Here is an 18,188-nt window from a genome sequence, read left to right on the forward strand (position 1 = left end):
CTGCAGAAGTCCGCCCCTTGTGGTGTATTACTTCTTGCGCGGAATAAATCCAGGCACACCCGTTTCCACTACCGAGTTGAATCGCACTCGGGTCGTAATCTCTTCCTTGATTTCAAGCATGGCCCTATGAGGCAGGGTTGAAATATCAAAGTTTTCCCGGATATGGCTCAGTGTTGCAGAAGTGGTCAGGAAAGCGACTCCTCGCTGTACAGACCAGGCCAACGCCACTTGAGCCGGGGTCTTCTGCAGGCGTTGCGCGATCTGTGTCATCACCGGGTCTTCCAGTACATTCGGCTCCATGCCATGGCCGAGTGGCGCAAACGCAAGGACGATGATTCCATGCTGTTTGCAAAACTCCAGCAGTTCCCATTCCGGCAGAAAAGGGTGGGACTCGACCTGCACGACGGCGGGTTTTATCCGCGCCACGGCCACGATCTCTCGTAAACGCTCCAACGTGATATCAGACAAACCGATGGCCTTGCACCGGCCTTCATCCACTAGGCGCTCAAGCGCTCGCCAGGTTTCTAAGAGTGTTACACCTGAGTCGTAGATGACGTGACCCTGTTCGTCTCTCGGGTCCTGGTTGTCGCCGGGTTGAAAGGCAAAGGGCGTATGGATCAGGTAGCAGTCGATGTAGTCAACCTGAAGCCGTCGGCAACTGGCCTCAAACGCAGGTTGGACACGCTCGGGACGATGGTTGGTGTTCCACAGTTTCGTGGTGATAAACACGTCCTCCCGGCGAACTGTTCCCGCTGACAGAACTTCCTGTAGTGCAACGCCGACCTGTTCTTCATTTCGATAGCGCTCGGCACAATCGAAATGACGAAACCCGACTTCCAGCGCGTCCTTGACCGCTTGTGTGGTGACGCTTGGATCGCGGAACAGTGTGCCAAATCCAACGGCCGGTATTTCACCAGAGCCATGGTTCAGCGGAAATTTCGTGTCGCGAAGCGCGTCGTAAAATGATTCGTATGGCATGTCTGTACTCCAACGTCCGGGGCCGCAGCCGCTATTGATATGAAGGTTTCTGCTCGTCGCGACTGGCCACTCGTTGCTCGAACGCGCCTGCAGAGTTGCCGCCGAGTGCCACATACAACTGCACGGTGTCGAGATACTGTGCGGTCTTCACGCGGATTTGGCCCAGCAATGCCTGCTCGTAGGCGCGTTCCGCTTCCAGTACCTGAAGGATGCTGTTCTCGCCTTGCGCGTAAGCTTGCTGGTTCAACCGAAAACTGGTGTCGGCCGCGCGTAACGCGTCTTCCTGTGCCAGGTTTTCCTCAGCGTCATGGTTGATCGCCTGCAACGAGTCTGCGACCTGACCAAACGAGCTAATGACCGTCTGCTGGTAACCGGCGAGCGTCGCCTTGTAGCCGTCGACGGCAGCCTGACGTTCAGCCTTGAGTGTTCCGCCATCGAAGATCGGGCCCGCCAACCCCGCAGCGAAGCCCCAGAGCGCGGCGCCGCCATTGCCGGAAGCGGCCTGCAGGAGCGATGCGGACAGCGTTACATGGGGATAGAGGTTCGCGGTCGCGACGCCAACGGCCGCGCTGGCCATGTGCAGTTCGGCTTCTGCTTGCAGCACATCGGGCCGGCCGTGGGCCATTTCCGAAGGCAAGCTGACGGGCACATTTGCCGGCAATACAAACTCGGCAAAATCGAAGTCAGGCGCGATCCAGTCACCCGGGCCTTTACCCGTGAGTATCGACAACGCATGGCGTGCCGCATCACGCTGCTGGGCGAGGGGCGGCAGCAGCGTGCGGTCCTGAGCGAGCCGGGTCTCGGCCAGCGAAACATCGATCTGCGTGGTGGTGCCATTGATGTGGGCCATGCGCACGAGGTCGAGGTTCCTGGTGTCATTGGCGAGCAGCTTTTCGACAGCTTTCATCTGCGCATTTGCAGAGGCGACCAACAATGCCTGGCTGGCAACATTGCCCGTCAGGGTCAGGTACGCCGCGTCGTAGCGATGCTTCTGCAGGTCCGTAAACGCTTCCTGCTGTTCGACCAGCCGCTTGTTACCGCCAAACGCGTCAAGGTCAAAACCGACCCGTGGTCCAATCGCATAGAAATTGGAGATGGACGGTTCTTTTGCGGTGTGTACCCGCTGGCGGCCGGCAGTCGCGCCAAAGTCGACCTGCGGATACAGCGCCCCTTCCGCCGCCGCGACGGAGGAGGCTGCTTGCCGGATCGTTGCATCTGCCGCCACCAGTTCAAGATTGCCTTCAATGGCGCGACGTACAACCTTGTCGAGCTTCTGCGAATGGAAGGCCGTCCACCAGTCACCGCTGACCTTCTTGCCAAGGTCAATGTGTTGTTCACCGGGCTTGTTGCCGCGTTGGTCGAGGCGCTGCTCGGCCTGTTGGTCGTAGTGTTGCGACAGGCTTGGTGGGGGCATTTGATAATCAGGGCCGACGGTACAGGCGGTCAGGAACACCAGCGCCGACACCGCACCGAACGTGGTTTTGAACAGATGACTATTGATGAAGAGCGCATTGGATTTCATTTGGCAAACTCCACTATAACTAGTTGGTCGGAACGGGCTTGCGAAGAAAGATCACCAGTGGACTCACCACCAGCATCGCGAACATCAAAATCTTGAATTGGTCGATCACGGCGATAAAAGCCGCCTGGCCGGTAATCATTTCGTTGAGCCCCGCCAGTGCTTGCAGCGATGTCGGCACGGAATGCGCAGCGGCGCGATAGGGCGTCAGATTGCTGGCCAGCGCCATGTGCATCGCTTGGGTATTGTTGAAGAAGAACAGTTGCACAATCGCAACGCCGAGGGTGCTCCCGTACACCCGTGACAGATTGAAAAAACCGGTACCTTCCGGGCGTAACGTGGGGTCGAGCGTGCTGAACGCGACCTTGGTAAGCGAGGGCATCAAGATGCCGATGCCAATGCCCTGGATCGCACCGGCCACCGCCACGGGCGACCAGTCCATCAACGGCGAATAGCCGAGCATCAGCCAGTTGGCATAAATCACCACGGCGACGCCTGCCGCCACGAACAGCCGGCGGTCGAAACGCTCGGGAACACGGCCCATCAGCAGGAACGCACCGACCAGTCCCACCCCGCGCGGTATCGTCAGGGAACCTGTGATGTCAGGCGGGTAGCCGAGAATTTCGTCCAGCATGGGCGACGTCAGGGCCATGGTCGACAACAGCACGAAACCCACAGCGAAAAAGATGACCGTCGACAGCACGAAGTTGCGGTCGTTGAACAAACGCTTGTTGAGGAAGTGCACCTTGGTGGTCAGTACATGCACAACGAACAGGTAGAGACCCAGTGCACAGCCCATCGCTTCCAGCCAGATCTCGGTCGAGGAAAACCAGTCCAGGCGTTCACCACGGTCGAGTAACATTTGCAGGCTGATCAACGCGAGCGTGAAACTGCCGAAGCCCAGGAAATCGAACGTTGGACGTTTCTCGGCCTTTTTCTCGGCAAGCAAAAGCGCCATCACCAGAAAGATAAACGCCGACAGCGGAACGCTGATGTAGAAAATCGGGCGCCATCCGAAATGTTCGCTGATCCAACCCCCAATGCTCGGGCCGCTGACGATGCCGAAGAGCACGATTGCCGTCCATGTCGCGCCAAACTTCGCACGCTTCTCCAGTGGCAATGTCTCCATTGAAATCGCCATTGAAAGGGGCGCCAGCACGCCACTCGCCAGGCCTTGAATGATGCGCACACCGACGAATTCCAGCGGTGTCGTTGCCTGCGTAGCGAGCAGCAAACCCAGGACGAAGAAGGCTAATGCGGTTTGATAAATCCGCTTCAGGCCATAGCGCCCGGCAAGCCATTGCGCAATCGGCAGGGTGATCGCACTCGCCGCGAGGTACGAGGTGAACACCCAGCCAGCCTGGTCGTCGGTCATCGACAGGCTGCCCTGGATAAACCTGAGCACCGCGTTCGGCAAAGGCAGGTTCGCCGACTGCATGTAGGTCGCGAGCAACGCGGCGAACCTTAACGTCCCCGGGCCTTGAGGTCCGGCAAGTTGGGCGTTCATCGGTCGTTACCTGCGGTCAACAACGCTTTAAGCGGGTGCCACCAAGGCGTGTGATACCCGGTATCAACCTTGACCGTGGCGCTGGTGCCCGAGAAAAGGGGCAGGGCAGGATCGGTCTCATCGAGTTCGAGTCGGACCGGAACCCGCTGGACCACCTTGACCCAGTTGCCGGTCGCATTTTCCGGCGGCAGCAGGGCGAAGTCCGATCCGGCTCCCGGGCTCATGCTGGTCACGTGGGCTTTGAATACGTGATCAGGGTACGTATCGATACTGATAGTCGCTTCCTGGCCTGGACGCATGTGGGTCACCTCCGTTTCGCGGAAGTTGGCCTCCACCCAAATCTCGCGAGCGGACAGCAGCGCAAAGGCGGGCGCGCCGTTGTTGACGTAGTTGCCAACCTGCAAATCGTCGACCTTGGCCACAATGCCATCGTCCGGCGCATAGACCGTTGTATACGAAAGGTAGAGCTGCGCCTCGTCGAGTTGGGCCTTGGCCTCGCGAACCGTCGGGTGAGTATCGGCTTCGATGTTTGGATTGCCGTTCAATGCAACGACCGTGCTCGCGATCTGTTGTTCGATCGAAGCGATTCGTTGCCGTGAAACTTTAAGATCGGTGTCGGCGCGTTCGTAAACGGCGCGCGAGACGAACTCGGTAGCGACCAGCGCTTTCTTGCGGCCAAATTCTCGTTGGTCGAAATCGGCCGATTCTTTGGCCGATTGCAGTTCGGCCTGTTGTTGGCGGTAACTGGCCTTGAGTCCATCGATGCGCAGCCGTGCAACGCTCAGCTGGGCTTCTGCGCGGTTAACCGCGATCTGGAATGGCTTCGGATCGATCCGGAACAGCACCTGGCCCTTGCGAACCGGCTGGTTATCCTCAACCGCGATTTCCACGACTTGTCCGGAGATGCGGGCATTGATCGAAGCTTTCGCTACTCGGGCGTAGGCGTTGTCGGTCGAAATAATCGCTGCGCCCGCCTGATAGTGGGTGTAGCCAATCGCTGCGAAGAGCACCGGCAAACCGACAATAAGGAAGGGGCGCAGTTTCTCTTTGAACGGTTTCTTGAACGGCGCGCCAGGCGGGTTCGGCAGGGGGTGTTCGAAGGTCTGCGAAGCTGGGATGTCGAACTGTTTAGTCATGATCGAATACACCTTTAACCGGGAAGTCGTGCCCGCAGAAATCGCCTGCGGCGTTGACGTCAATAGTTGCTGTGAGGAATCAAGCCCGAGCGCGGCCAAGAGGATCGCTCCGCCGCACCTGTTTCGTCGCCGCAACACTCAGTTCGAGCTCCGCTTCAACAAACCGTAAATCAAGGAATTTTTGGTTCCTTAATTTTGTGCGATGGTGTAAGAATATCCACTCACCCACCTTCATTCAAGGATTTTGTACGACATGGCACAAAAAAAGATTGCAGAGGGAAAAGGCCGCGGCCGCCCTCGCGCGTATGACCCGCAGACAGCGCTGCAGCAAGCGCTTGGTGTGTTTTGGAGCACCGGCTATTCCGGCGCTTCGCTGGACAGCATCGCTACGGCGGCCGGGATGAATCGCCCCAGCCTCTATGCGGCATTCGGTGACAAACACGCGCTCTATATCAAAGCGCTTGAGCAGTATTGGGAGTTTGCGGCGGCGGCCATGCATGAGGCGTTGACCGACAAAGAGCTGACATTGAGCGAGGCGTTGATGCGTTTCTACGAAGGGCAGCTATCGATTTATTTTTCGGGAGAAGGCCAACCGCGCGGCTGCTTTGCGATCGGCACGGCGACAACCGAAGCCGTCGAGGATTCTGAAATACGAGAGGTTCTTTCTGATCGGCTGAGCCGGCTCGATACCGATCTCGAAACGCGGCTGCGAGCGGCCGTCGATTCCGGCGAGTTGAAAAGCGACGTGGACCCAGCGGCCCTGGCGGTACTCGCGTCTTCCCTGCTGCATAGCATTTCGATACGTGCACGGGCGGGCAAATCCCGCGCTGAATTAACCGAGCTTGCACGCAATGCAGTCAGCGTCATCTGTGGTTGAGGGGTTTAAGGGTGGAAGAAAAACTCGACGATATTCTGGCTGGGCAACTGGCCGTGATTTTCTGTGGCATTAACCCGGGCGTGATGGCGGCCGCCCAAGGCCATCATTTTGCAGGCAGGGGTAATCGCTTCTGGCGCACACTCCATCTCGCCGGTTTTACCCCCGAGGAAATACGCCCGGAAAACGATCGGACGATCTTGCAGTATCAGTGTGGATTAACGGCCGTGGTGGAACGGCCTACGGCGCGAGCGGATCAGTTGTCATTACATGAATTCATGGCTGCCGCCGCGGATTTTGAACGGAAGATCGCGCGCTATGCGCCACGCTTCGTGGCGTTTCTCGGTAAAGCGGCGTATTGCGCGTTGTCTGGCCAGCGAGAGGTTTCGTGGGGGCTTCAGCCAAAGACGTTTGGCAATGCTGCGGTATGGGTATTGCCCAATCCGAGTGGGCGAAATCGTGCGTTTACCTTGGATCAACTGGTTGGCGCGTACCGGCAACTCCATTCGCACCTGCACCTCGCTCCTGTTTCTCAGCCTTTTCCAGCGCCTCTCCTATACTGATCCGCGTTGACAGACACAACGCAGACACAGCGTCCTTATCAGCCACTGAAAGGAGATCGAACATGACTATTCGCATTGGCGATGAAGCCCCGGATTTCACCGCCGAAAGTACTGAAGGCACCCTTCGCTTTCATGAGTGGATTGGCGACAAGTGGGCCATTCTGTTCTCGCATCCGAAAGACTTCACACCGGTCTGTACCACTGAACTGGGTTACATGGCCGGACTCAAACCGGAGTTCGACAAGCGTAATACCAAGATCGTCGGGCTCAGTGTTGACCCTGTCAGTAATCACAAAGCCTGGGCTGATGACATCGAAGAAACCCAGGGGCATGCGGTCAACTACCCCATGATCGGCGACGACAATCTGGTGGTGGCCAAGCTCTACGACATGATTCACCCGAATGCCAGCGGCGGCTCGCGCACCGCTGTGGACAATGCCACGGTGCGTTCGGTATTCATCATCGGCCCGGACAAGAAGGTCAAGGCGATGCTGATTTATCCAATGAGTGCCGGGCGCAACTTCGATGAAGTATTGCGTCTGCTCGACTCTCTGCAGTTGAACGCCAAGCACACAGTCGCCACCCCGGTGAACTGGCGTCCGGGCGACGACGTCATCATTCCTACCTCGGTGTCTGACGAGGACGCCAGGAAGAAGTACCCGCAAGGCTTCAAAACGCTGAAACCGTATTTGCGTACCGTGGCGCAGCCGAAGTAACCGATCAATGGTAATGGTCACCCTGTAGTGTGTTCGACAGGGTGACCGTTTAAACCAGGTAGCGCCGAAACCACCCCAGCGTGCGGTCCCAGGCCAGTTTGGCTGCCGCCTCGTCGTATCGAGGTGTGGAGTCGTTATGGAAACCATGGTTTACGCCAGGGTAGATGTAGGCTTCGTAGGTCTTGCCCGCGGCTTTCAAGGCCTGCTCAAAGGCGGGCCACCCTTCGTTGATGCGCGTGTCCAGTTCGCCGTAGTGAAGCATGAGCGGCGCCTTGATTCGGGCGACATCCTTGGCCTCAGGTTGTCGGCCATAAAAGGACACTGCGGCGCCCAGTTCCGGATACGCCACCGCCGCAGCATTGGTGACACCGCCGCCATAACAGAACCCGGTGATGCCGACTTTCCCGGTGGTCGCGTCGTGTTTCATCAGCCACTCGATGGCGGCAAAAAAATCATTCATGAGCTTTTCAGGATTGACGGTCTCTTGCAGCGCCCGGCCTTTGTCGTCATTGCCCGGATAGCCGCCAACCGAGGTCAGGCCATCGGGGGCGAGGGCGATGAAACCGGCCTTGGCCAAACGGCGGGCGACGTCCTCGATGTAAGGGTTGAGCCCGCGGTTTTCATGCACGACCACCACGGCCGCCACTTTGCCGGTGGCTTTCGCCGGGCGCACCAGGTAACCACGAACCTGCCCGTTGCCCTTGGGTGAGGGATAGGTGATGTACTCGGGAAGGATGTCCGGGTCGGTGAATTCAACTTGCTCGGCCATTGCATAGTTCGGACTGAGGGCGGCGAGCAACGCGCTGGCCGTCAAACCGCCCAACGTGAACAACGCCGCCCGATCGAGAAACTCTCGCCGATTGATCTTGCCGTGGGCGTAGTAGTCGTAGAGCTCCAGCAGTTCCGGGGCAAAGTCTTTCGCAGTGAGACGGGGCATTTATGCGTGTCCTCCTTGGGCCTTTCTTTACCTATATACGAGTAACAAAGGCATCTTGTGGCTCATATACGGGTATTTTTTGAGTTGGATCAGGTTCGGCGCCTCACCCGATTCAACAGTTCAGGCAGTGCGCCCCAGCCTTGGCCACTTGTGCATCCTGCTCGGACTTGACGCCGGACACACCGACCGCGCCGATCACCTGGCCGTCGACGATGATCGGCACGCCACCTTCCAGAGAGGTCAGCAACGGCGCTGACAGAAAGGCGAATCGCCCGCCGTTGACCATCTCTTCATAGCCTTTGGACTCACGGCGGCCCAGCGCGGAGGTGCGCGCTTTTTCGGTGGCGATGTAGGCGCTGGAAGCGGCGCAGCCGTCCAGGCGTTCGAGGGCCAGGGGATGGCCGCCGTCATCGACAATCACGATGGTCACGGCCCATTGATTGTTTTGCGCTTCGGATCGGGCGGCTGCGAGAATCTGGCTGACTTCGATCTGGCTCAGTACGGGTTTACTGTTCATGGGGTTTCTCCTGTGTTGGGTGAGGGCAACGCGGCTTCGACCAGTTCGATCCAGTGCCGGACTGGCGTTCGGCCTGCGCCATCGAGGTGGGACTGACAGCCGATGTTGGCCGTGACAATGATGTCGGGATGTCCGCTTTCCAGCCCATTGAGTTTGTTGTCGCGCAGTTGCCGGGACAGTTCGGGCTGGGTCAGCGAATAGGTGCCCGCCGAGCCGCAACACAGGTGGCTGTCGGGAACGGACGTGAGGTTGAACCCCAGACTCGTCAGCATCGCCTCGACCGCGCCGCCGAGCTTTTGCGCGTGCTGCAACGTGCAAGGGCAATGGAAGGCCAGGCGTTGATCGCTGTGGACGCCGAGCTTTTCCAGTGGCTCCTCGCGCAGCACTTCAACCAGGTCCCTGGCCAGCGCACTGACCCTTTTCGCCTTATCGGCATACGCCGGGTCGGTGCTGAGCAAGTGACCATAGTCTTTGATAAACGCACCACAGCCGCTGGCGGTTTGCACAATCGCCTCGGCACCTTGTTCGATGCTCGGCCACCAGGCGTCGATATTGCGGCGGGCACGGTCAAGGCCGGCGGCCTGAGCGTTCAGGTGATAATCCACGGCGCCACAGCAACCGGCCTCGCGGGTCGGGATCACGCTGATTCCCAGTCGATCCAGGACGCGCGCGGTGGCCGCGTTGGTGTTGGGCGACAGGCTCGGCTGTACGCAGCCCTCGAGCATCAACACGTGCCGGGCATGCCGGAGGGGGGGCCGCGGCTTTGCCGGATACACGGTGCGCGGCAATTTGATTTGCAGGGTGTTGGGTAAAAATGCACGGAAAACCTGCCCGCTGCCGACTATCCGCTTGAACAACTCCGGATTGGGGACGACCGCGCGCAAACCCTCGCGTAATAGTCGCTGACCGAGTGGCCGTGGCACCGCTGCATCCACCACCGCGCGGCCGATGTCGAGCAAGTTGTGATAGTCGACGCCAGAGGGGCAGGTGGTTTCACAATTGCGACATGACAGACAGCGATCAAGATGTTGCTGGGTTTTCTGAGTGACCTCGTGACCCTCCAGCACTTGCTTGATCAGGTAGATACGGCCCCGTGGCCCGTCCAGTTCATCGCCGAGTAGTTGATAGGTCGGGCAGGTGGCATTGCAGAAACCGCAGTGCACGCACGTGCGCAGAATGCTTTCGGCTTCTGCGGCTCGAGGCAGTTGGCGGGCGCGTTCACTCAGGGTCGTCTGCATGGTTCAAAGCTCCGCGTACAGGCGCCCGGGGTTGAAGATGCCCCGTGGGTCGAGTTGATGCTTCACGTTCTGGTGATAGCGCAACAGCGCGGCCGGCAGCGGTTGGAAGGGACTGTCGATCAGCCCGTGGCTGTAACAGGTCACATGCCCGCCGACGTCCTCCACGACCTCGCGGATGAACGCGGCTTCTGCGTTCGATTTGAGCCAGCGCTGCGCACCGCCCCAATCGATCAATTGCCGGCCGGGCAGGGAAAGCCGAGCGGTGTTGTGCGGTAATGACAAGCGCCACAGGGGTTGATCCTCATCGAAGAAGCTCAATCGATGCTCGTTGAGATCATCCCAATACGAATCGTCCAGTAGCTCGCCGCCTAAACGGTCATGCGCGGCTGACACCGAGCCTTCGCCACCCTCAAGTCGCAGGTGCAGGCGCTGCCCGTCGTGGCACGCAGCGCTGATCGGGAGCGGTTGCTGGCCCCATTCCGCGAGGCGCAGCAAGGCGCGATCGCTGTCCATGTCCAGGCTGATGCTTAAGACTTGACGTGGTTTGGGCAGGACCTTGAGCGAGACTTCAGTGATGACACCAAGGGAACCGTAGCTGCCGACCATCAGGCGCGACAGGTCGTAGCCGGCGACGTTTTTCATGACCTCGCCACCGAAGCGCAAATGCTTGCCATGGCCGGTGATGACGCGTGTTCCGAGGACGAAGTCGCGCACGGAGCCTGACCAGGGCCGCCGAGGCCCCGACAGCCCGCAGGCAATCATCCCGCCGACGGTGGCACCTTCACCGAAGGCGGGCGGCTCACACGGCAGCATCTGGTGCGCCGCGTCCAGTACTTCAGCAAGCTCTGCCAATGGCGTGCCGCAGCGTGCGGTGATCACCAGCTCGGTCGGGTCGTAGCTGACGATGCCCCGATGAGCGCGTGTGTCGAGGACTTCACCGGCCACGATGCGCCCCAGAAACGACTTGCTGTTGGAACCCTGGATGCGCAGCGGCGTGGCGTTTTCCAGCGCCTGATTGACCTGCTCCAGCAGGGCAGCGCTGTCATCGAGATCCCATTCACTGTGCATCAGAAGCGCTCCAGATCAGGGTGGGGCATCTGACCGAGGTGAATGTGCATGGCGCCAAATTCGGCGCAGCGATGCAGCGTCGGAATGTTCTTGCCGGGATTGAGCAAGCCACTCGGGTCGAAGGCGGCTTTGACGGCATGGAACACGGTCAATTCATCGCTGTTGAACTGTGCGCACATCTGATTGATCTTCTCGCGACCCACCCCGTGTTCACCGGTAATGCTGCCCCCGACCTTCACGCACAGTTCGAGGATTTTGCCGCCCAGGGCTTCGGCGCGATCGAGCTCACCCGGTTGATTGGCATCGAACAGAATCAACGGATGCATGTTGCCGTCGCCCGCGTGAAAAACGTTGGCCACCCGCAGGTCGTACTCGGCCGACAACGCGGCGATGGCGTGTAGCACCCCGGGCAACTCGCGGCGCGGGATTGTCCCGTCCATGCAGTAATAATCCGGCGAGAGGCGACCCACCGCCGGAAAGGCATTCTTGCGCCCGGCCCAAAAGCGCACACGTTCAGCTTCATCGCGGGCCTGGCGCACTTCGGTGGCGCCGGCCTGTTCCAGCACCTGGCGCACGCGGTCGCAGTCATCGTGGACGTCGGCTTCAACGCCATCGAGCTCGCACAGCAGAATGGCTTCGGCGTCGACCGGATACCCGGCGTGGATAAAGTCTTCGGCAGCGCGAATGGCCAGGTTGTCCATCATTTCCAGGCCGCCGGGAATGATGCCGGCGGCAATGATGTCACCGACGGCGCGGCCCGCCTTTTCGACGGAATCGAATGCCGCCAGCAACACCTTGGCAGTCTGCGGTTTGGGCAGCAGCTTGACCGTGACTTCGGTAATCACCCCGAGCATGCCTTCGGAGCCGGTGAACAACGCCAGCAGGTCGAAGCCGGGAGTGTCGAGCGCTTCCGAACCCAGGGTCAGGTGTTCACCGTCGACGGTCAGGATCTCGACCTTGAGCAGGTTGTGCACCGTCAGGCCGTATTTCAGGCAGTGCACACCGCCAGCGTTTTCCGCGACATTGCCACCAATCGAACAGGCGATCTGCGAGGAGGGATCCGGCGCGTAATACAAGCCAAACGGTGCGGCCGCCTGGGAAATCGCCAGGTTGCGCACCCCTGGCTGGACCCGCGCCGTGCGGGCGGCAGGGTCGATGTGCAGGATGTTGTTGAAGCGCGCCATCACCAGCAGCACGCCTTTTTCCAGGGGCAATGCACCGCCGGACAAGCCGGTTCCCGCGCCACGGGCGACGACCGGCACCTGCCGTTCATGACACAGTCGCAGCACGCCTTGCACCTGTTCGATGCGACGGGGCAGCACCACCAGCATCGGCGTGGTGCGGTAAGCGGAGAGTCCATCGCACTCGTACGGCCTGAGCTCTTCCTGCTGATGCAGGACTTCCAGATCCGGCCACTGCGCCTGCAAGGCCTGCAATAGCGCGGTTTTGTCCACGTCGGGCAGGACACCGTCGACACGTTCATCGTAGAGAATGTTCATAGTCGCTTTACGATACTCCGTTCACGAAAGCCCGGGCGAAGTTCAAAAGATCGCAGCCTTCGGCAGCTCCTACACTGGAACGCGTACGCCCTGTAGGAGCTGCCGAAGGCTGCGATCTTTTGATCTTGCCGGTCAATGCCCGCCCACCACCATATGACTGAATGGCGCCACATACGCCTGCAACGTCACCAGCCCGCCGACCAGAATCGCCAGGATGATCGAGTGGAAGAACACGTAACGCAGGATTTCCCCTTCATGGCCGTACCAGCGGGTGGCGGTGGAGGCGACCACGATTGACTGAGCGTCGACCATCTTGCCCATGACCCCGCCAGAACTGTTGGCAGCAGCCATCAACACCGGGCTGATGCCCAATTGTTCGGACGTGACCCGTTGCAAGCCACCGAACAGCACGTTGGAGGCGGTGTCCGACCCGGTCAGGGCCACGCCGAGCCAGCCGAGCAGGGTGCCGAACATGGGGTAGAAAATGCCGGTTGCCGCAAAGGCCAGTCCCATCGTCGCATCAAGGCCCGAGTAACGGGTGAGGTAGCCCAGGGCAAGCATGGCTGCGATGGTGATGAGCGAATAACGCACCACCCACAGCGTTCGCAGGTATTGGCGTGCCAACTGGGGAATGGAGTAGCCCATCAGCAAACCGCCGAGGATGGCCGAGAGCAAGATTCCGCTACCGGTAGCGGTGAACCAGGTGAACTTGTAAATCGCTTCCTCGGTTTTAGGCGCAGGCACCACAGGTGGCACCTTTTCGACTTGCAGGTGCAGGGTGGTGAAGGTCAGCGCTGGCGAGAAAATCGGGTTCGCTTCGCGCATCGGCTTGCCCTGAGGGTCGAGCTTGGCCGAGTTGGTTTGCGGATCGATTGCCGGGCGGGTATCGAACATGTTTTTGAAGCCTTGGGTGCCCCAGGCGAAGACGAAGACCGTGAGGATGATCCACGGCATCCACGCCCGCATCACGGCAGGCTTGGCATCGGCGGAAAACGTCGCCGTGGCGGTGGGTTTATCCTCATGCTCCGCATCGATTTTCGAGTTGTCGACTCGCCCGGACAGGGCGGCGGAGGTATACACAATGGCGGGTTTCCAGACCTTGAGAAAGCCGGTCAGGCAGGCCATGGAAATCAGCGCGGCGATCACGTCCACCAGCATCGGGCCGTGGTAGTTGGACACCAGGAACTGCGGCACAGCGAAGCTGACCCCGGCCACCAAAATCGGCGGCCAGATTTCCAGCATCTTGCGCCAGCCGGCGAAAGCCCAGATCAACCAGAACGGCACGAGCACCGAGAAAAACGGCAATTGGCGGCCGACCATCATCGACAGCTCCATTTCATCCAGCCCGGTCACCTTGGCCAGCGTAATGATTGGCGTGCCCAAGGCGCCAAATGCCACCGGTGCGGTGTTGGCGATCAATGCCAGGCCCGACGCGGCCAGCGGCGAGAACCCCAGCCCGATCAGAATCGCCCCGGTCACCGCCACCGGCGTACCGAAACCGGCGGCCCCTTCGAAGAACGCGCCGAAGCAGAAGGCAATCAGCAGCAATTGCAGGCGTCGGTCGTCAGTGATGCGCGCCAGAGAGTCTTGCAGGACCTTGAACGAGCCGTTCTCGGTGGTCAGCCGGTGCAGGAAAATAATATTCAGCACAATCCAACCAATCGGCAGCAGCCCGTTGGCGGCACCGAATAACGCCGCCGAGCCAGCCATGTTCGCCGGCATGCCGAAGGCGAAGATTGCGATCAGCAGGGCGGAGGTGAGGGCGAGCAAGGCCGCCATATGGGCCTTGAGGTGGAAAAACGCCAGGGAGGCCAGCATCACCACGACCGGGACTGCGGCCATGATGGTCGAAATCACCGGGTTGCCGAATGGATCGTAGACTTGCTGCCAGACCATGTTCCACCTCTGCTTTTTATTGTTGGACGTGCAGACCCCATGGGGGCGGTGGCTTTGAGTATAGATGGCATTACGCCGCTGTCAGGGTGGGCCTCATTTACCCTGAATGAGCACTGATGGCGGACTTCAGTGAGCTAACATGGCCAATGGGTGTTTGCGTGAATCGAGTGTCAACGACGAGAGGAGTGCAGCAATGACTGAGCGTCATGAGGTCCACAAGGAGACATTGTCGAACGGATGCAAAATCGAGGTCAAAGCCGAGATATTGAGGGATGGGTCGCTGGAGATGTTCATCGGTGTTTACCGGCCAGACAACTCGGTCATTTTCGAGGATCACGACCCAAAGCCGCATCTGCTGGACATGGAAGCTGCGTTGGACTGGGGCATCGACATCGCGAAAGGTATCGGCAACAGCCAACGGACACTGTGAAGCTTGAAAAGATCGCAGCCTGCGGAGGCGCCCACAGGCGCGTAGGAGCTGCCGAAGGCTGCGATCTTTTCGCTGTTAATGCTTGAACATCACATGCCGTACGACGGTGTAGTCCTCCAGCCCATACATCGACATGTCTTTCCCATAACCGGACAATTTCTGACCGCCATGGGGCATTTCGCTGACCAGCATGAAGTGCGTGTTCACCCAGGTGCAGCCGTACTGCAAGCGTGCCGACAAGCGATGCGCACGGCCGACATCCGAGGTCCAGACCGACGACGCCAGGCCGTAGTCCGAATCGTTGGCCCAGCCCAGCACCTGCGCTTCGTCGGTGAATTTGGTCACCGACACCACCGGCCCGAACACTTCGCGACGCACGATTTCGTCGTCCTGTTGCGCGTCGGCCAACACCGTCGGCTCGAAGAAGAAGCCATTGCCGTCCACCGCTTTGCCACCGGTGATCAAACGGATGTGCGGCTGCGCCACGGCCCGCTCGACAAACCCGGCCACGCGGTCGCGATGTTGCGCGGTGATCAGCGGACCCAGCTCGGTCGACGGATCATCCTGCAAGCCATATTTGATGCTGCTGACGGCCGCACCGAGCTTCTCGACGAACTGGTCGTAGATACCTTCCTGCGCATAGATGCGGCAAGCGGCGGTGCAATCCTGGCCAGCGTTGTAGAAGCCGAAGGTGCGGATGCCTTCCACCGCAGCGTCAATGTCGGCGTCGTCGAAGATGATCACCGGGGCCTTGCCGCCCAGTTCCATGTGCATGCGTTTGACGCTGTCGGCGGTGCTGGAAATGATGTTCGAACCGGTGGCGATCGAACCGGTCAGCGACACCATGCGCACTTTCGGGTGCGTGACCAGCGGGCTGCCCACCGTAGGACCCCGGCCGAATACCAGGTTGAGCACGCCGGCCGGGAAAATTTCCGACGCCAGCTCAGCCAGACGCAGGGCGGTCAGCGGGGTTTGTTCCGACGGCTTGAGCACCACGGTATTACCGGCGGCGAGGGCCGGGGCGATTTTCCAGGCGACCATCATCAACGGGTAGTTCCACGGCGCGATGGAGGCGATCACGCCCACCGGATCACGGCGGATCATCGACGTGTGGCCCGGCAGGTATTCACCGCCCGCCGAGCCGCTCATGCAACGGCTGGCACCAGCGAAGAAGCGGAACACGTCGGCAATCGCCGGGATTTCGTCGTTCAGCGCGGCGCTGTAAGGCTTGCCGCAGTTGTCCGATTCCAGTTTGGCCAGCTCTTCACCGTGGGCTTCGATGACGTCAGCCAGTTTGAGCAGCAACAACGAGCGCTCTTTTGGCGGGGTGTGCGACCAGCTGTCGAAGGCGGCAGCGGCGGCGCGCACGGCGGCATCGACCTGGGCTTCGCTGGCTTCGTTGATTTCCACCAGCACCCGACCGAGGGCCGGGTTGAACACGGGTTGTGCGGGACCTTCGCCGTCGAGCAGTTGGCCGTTGATCAGTAATTTGGTTTGCATGCCATTGTCCTCTTCAAAACTATTGTTCTTCTGTGGAAACCGGATCCCTGTAGGAGCTGCCGCAGGCTGCGATCTTTTGATCTTTTTAGAGTTCGCCCGAACTCCAAGCGAAAGATCAAAAGATCGCAGCCTGCGGCAGCTCCTACAAGGGATCGCCGTTGTCAGATCGTTGATCTATTTACCGCTGCGCCGGAAATATCAGCAGCCTTGGCCAGCGGTTTGGAGAACTTCCACGCATCGCCCGCCGGTGCCGTGCCTTTGTCGTAAGGCTTGCCCAGCAGCATGTAAACGACGCCGGCCCCCATCACCACCAGGGTGGTCAGGATCATCGAGTAGTTGATGTACCACGGCGCATCCGGCGAACGAGGCCAGACCATATTGGTGATCGCGCACACGCCATAAATCAGTGCGGCCACGTTCACCCACAGACCCCAGGCGCCGAGGGTGAATTGACCGTTCGGGCGCCAGCCCTTGGCTCGGGCGATCAACGCGGCGATGACAATCAATTGGAACGCGACGTAGATACCAATCGCCGCGAAGCCGACGATGGTTGCCACGGCATCGGCCATGAACATCCCCAGGCAGACAATCGCTGCCGGCACCACTCCGCTGATCAGCAATGCGAACGATGGCACGTGGTTGCCCGAGAGGCGTTTGAGCAGCGAACTGCCAACGATCATTTCGTCACGGGCATAAGCGAATAGCAACCGACTGGCCGCGGCCTGCAGGCTGAGGACGCAGGAGATGAACGACACCATCACCACTGCCATCACCAGACGAGAACCGACCGGGCCGAAGGCGTTGGCCAGGATAGTGGCAACCGGGTCGGTGTCTTCGCCCGCCAGAACCTTGGCCATGTCCGGCACCGAAAGGATCAGCGCCAGGCACGCGAACATCGCCGCTGCACCACCGATGTAAATGGTCATGCGCATGGCTTTGGGAATGCGCTTGCCCGGGTTCGGGGTTTCTTCGGCGACATCGCCGCAGGCCTCAAAACCGTAGTACTGGAACAGGCCTGCCAGTGACGCCGCAAGGAACGCTGGCAAGTACGAGCCATTGACTTGAAGATTGAAGGTGTCGAACAACACACTGAAGGGTTGATGACGCTCGAAGATCAACAGGTAGCCGCCGACCAGAATTGCCCCGACCAGTTCGCAGAGGAAGCCAAACATCGCCACCCGCGCCAGCAGTTTGGTGCCCACCAGATTCAGGGCGGTGGAGAGCAGAATGATCGTCAGGGCAATGTAGGTATTGGCCTCGGGACCGGGGTTGAAACCCAGCATGATGGCCAGGTACGGTCCGGCACCCACCGCTACCCCTGCGATGGTTGCGCACAAGGCCCATGCATAGACCCAGCCGACCATCCACGCCCAGCGCTTGCCCACCAGGCGACGCGCCCAAGGGTAGACACCACCGGAAATCGGGAACTGCGAGACGATTTCGCCGAAAATCAGACACACCAACAACTGACCTGCACCAATCAACAGATAGGACCAGAACATCGGCGGTCCGCCGGCGGCCAGGCATAAACCGAACAAGGTGTAGACGCCGACTACCGGCGACAGGTAGGTAAACCCGAGGGAAAAATTCTCCCACAGGCTCATGCTGCGATTGAAATCCGAACTGTAGCCGAGGGCGCGGAGCTGTTCCGCATCCTGATCGGCGCTGACACTTGCACGCGTATTGGGTGAGCCACTCATGTTATTTCCTCATTATCAATGGCAGTGGATTATTGCTGGCGGGTCGGCCCGCCAATGCTCGTTTCGCGCTTGTTGTTGTGTTGATACCAGGCTTAATCGCGATGCCGATC

Annotated in this window: 16 protein-coding genes; 4 read left to right on the forward strand and 12 right to left on the reverse strand. The window is 59.8% G+C overall.

Features of this window, described 5'->3' with window-relative positions:
* Window positions 1-27 precede the first annotated feature (27 nt).
* The 4 genes from JFU37_RS01990 to JFU37_RS02005 are packed head-to-tail and all read right to left on the reverse strand — an operon-like array spanning window position 28 to window position 5,140.
* On the reverse strand, window positions 28-978 hold the full coding sequence (locus JFU37_RS01990; protein WP_201112319.1) for an aldo/keto reductase: 951 nt from the start codon (window positions 976-978) through the stop codon (window positions 28-30).
* A gap of 31 nt (window positions 979-1,009) precedes the next feature.
* Entirely contained in the window at window positions 1,010-2,500 is a 1,491-nt protein-coding gene (locus tag JFU37_RS01995) for an efflux transporter outer membrane subunit (protein ID WP_201112321.1), read from the reverse strand.
* A 19-nt stretch (window positions 2,501-2,519) separates the two neighbouring features.
* Window positions 2,520-4,004 carry a DHA2 family efflux MFS transporter permease subunit gene (locus JFU37_RS02000; protein WP_201112323.1) on the reverse strand — a complete coding sequence of 495 codons (1,485 nt, stop codon included), beginning with the start codon at window positions 4,002-4,004 and terminating at the stop codon, window positions 2,520-2,522.
* Entirely contained in the window at window positions 4,001-5,140 is a 1,140-nt protein-coding gene (locus tag JFU37_RS02005) for an HlyD family secretion protein (protein WP_201112647.1), read from the reverse strand. The genes JFU37_RS02000 and JFU37_RS02005 overlap by 4 nt, the downstream gene beginning before the upstream one ends.
* A gap of 253 nt (window positions 5,141-5,393) precedes the next feature.
* Here JFU37_RS02005 and JFU37_RS02010 point away from each other — a divergent pair, with 253 nt between their 5' ends.
* From JFU37_RS02010 to JFU37_RS02020, 3 genes are all read left to right on the forward strand, one after another.
* Window positions 5,394-6,017 (forward strand): TetR/AcrR family transcriptional regulator, encoded by a 624-nt coding sequence (locus JFU37_RS02010; RefSeq protein WP_201112325.1) that lies wholly within the window; start codon window positions 5,394-5,396, stop codon window positions 6,015-6,017.
* A gap of 11 nt (window positions 6,018-6,028) precedes the next feature.
* Window positions 6,029-6,577 (forward strand): G/U mismatch-specific DNA glycosylase, encoded by a 549-nt coding sequence (gene mug / locus JFU37_RS02015; RefSeq protein WP_201112327.1) that lies wholly within the window; start codon window positions 6,029-6,031, stop codon window positions 6,575-6,577.
* Between the two features lie 62 nt (window positions 6,578-6,639).
* The gene (locus JFU37_RS02020) at window positions 6,640-7,293 is read left to right on the forward strand and encodes a peroxiredoxin (protein WP_201112329.1); all 654 of its coding nucleotides are present in this window, start codon (window positions 6,640-6,642) and stop codon (window positions 7,291-7,293) included.
* A gap of 49 nt (window positions 7,294-7,342) precedes the next feature.
* On the opposite strand, the gene yghX is transcribed toward JFU37_RS02020, so the two are convergent.
* The 6 genes from yghX to JFU37_RS02050 all read right to left on the reverse strand — a co-directional run bounded on the left by yghX (window position 7,343) and on the right by JFU37_RS02050 (window position 14,448).
* The gene (gene yghX / locus JFU37_RS02025; protein ID WP_201112331.1) at window positions 7,343-8,230 is read right to left on the reverse strand and encodes a YghX family hydrolase; all 888 of its coding nucleotides are present in this window, start codon (window positions 8,228-8,230) and stop codon (window positions 7,343-7,345) included.
* A gap of 112 nt (window positions 8,231-8,342) precedes the next feature.
* Window positions 8,343-8,747 carry a heme-binding protein gene (locus JFU37_RS02030; RefSeq protein ID WP_201112333.1) on the reverse strand — a complete coding sequence of 135 codons (405 nt, stop codon included), beginning with the start codon at window positions 8,745-8,747 and terminating at the stop codon, window positions 8,343-8,345.
* Window positions 8,744-9,985 carry a glycolate oxidase subunit GlcF gene (gene glcF, locus JFU37_RS02035; protein ID WP_201112335.1) on the reverse strand — a complete coding sequence of 414 codons (1,242 nt, stop codon included), beginning with the start codon at window positions 9,983-9,985 and terminating at the stop codon, window positions 8,744-8,746. Before glcF ends, JFU37_RS02030 begins: the two co-directional genes overlap by 4 nt.
* Before the next feature lie 3 nt (window positions 9,986-9,988).
* Complete coding sequence (gene glcE, locus JFU37_RS02040) at window positions 9,989-11,053, reverse strand: glycolate oxidase subunit GlcE (RefSeq protein ID WP_201112337.1); 1,065 nt, start codon at window positions 11,051-11,053, stop codon at window positions 9,989-9,991.
* Window positions 11,053-12,552, reverse strand: a complete 1,500-nt coding sequence (glcD, locus tag JFU37_RS02045) for a glycolate oxidase subunit GlcD (protein ID WP_201112340.1) — start codon at window positions 12,550-12,552, stop codon at window positions 11,053-11,055. The genes glcE and glcD overlap by 1 nt, the downstream gene beginning before the upstream one ends.
* A gap of 132 nt (window positions 12,553-12,684) precedes the next feature.
* Window positions 12,685-14,448 carry an L-lactate permease gene (locus JFU37_RS02050; protein WP_201112341.1) on the reverse strand — a complete coding sequence of 588 codons (1,764 nt, stop codon included), beginning with the start codon at window positions 14,446-14,448 and terminating at the stop codon, window positions 12,685-12,687.
* A gap of 193 nt (window positions 14,449-14,641) precedes the next feature.
* Between JFU37_RS02050 and JFU37_RS02055 the strand changes: the two genes are divergently transcribed.
* The gene (locus JFU37_RS02055) at window positions 14,642-14,878 is read left to right on the forward strand and encodes a hypothetical protein (protein ID WP_201112342.1); all 237 of its coding nucleotides are present in this window, start codon (window positions 14,642-14,644) and stop codon (window positions 14,876-14,878) included.
* Window positions 14,879-14,953: 75 nt separating this feature from the next.
* Here JFU37_RS02055 and JFU37_RS02060 read toward each other — a convergent pair whose 3' ends face one another.
* Window positions 14,954-16,378, reverse strand: coding sequence for a gamma-aminobutyraldehyde dehydrogenase (locus tag JFU37_RS02060; protein ID WP_201112343.1), 1,425 nt, complete (start codon window positions 16,376-16,378; stop codon window positions 14,954-14,956).
* A 161-nt stretch (window positions 16,379-16,539) separates the two neighbouring features.
* The gene (locus tag JFU37_RS02065) at window positions 16,540-18,078 is read right to left on the reverse strand and encodes an APC family permease (protein WP_201112344.1); all 1,539 of its coding nucleotides are present in this window, start codon (window positions 18,076-18,078) and stop codon (window positions 16,540-16,542) included.
* Between the last annotated feature and the right edge of the window lie 110 nt (window positions 18,079-18,188).

The sequence above is a fragment of the Pseudomonas sp. TH41 genome, from assembly GCF_016650695.1.
GTDB lineage: Bacteria > Pseudomonadota > Gammaproteobacteria > Pseudomonadales > Pseudomonadaceae > Aquipseudomonas.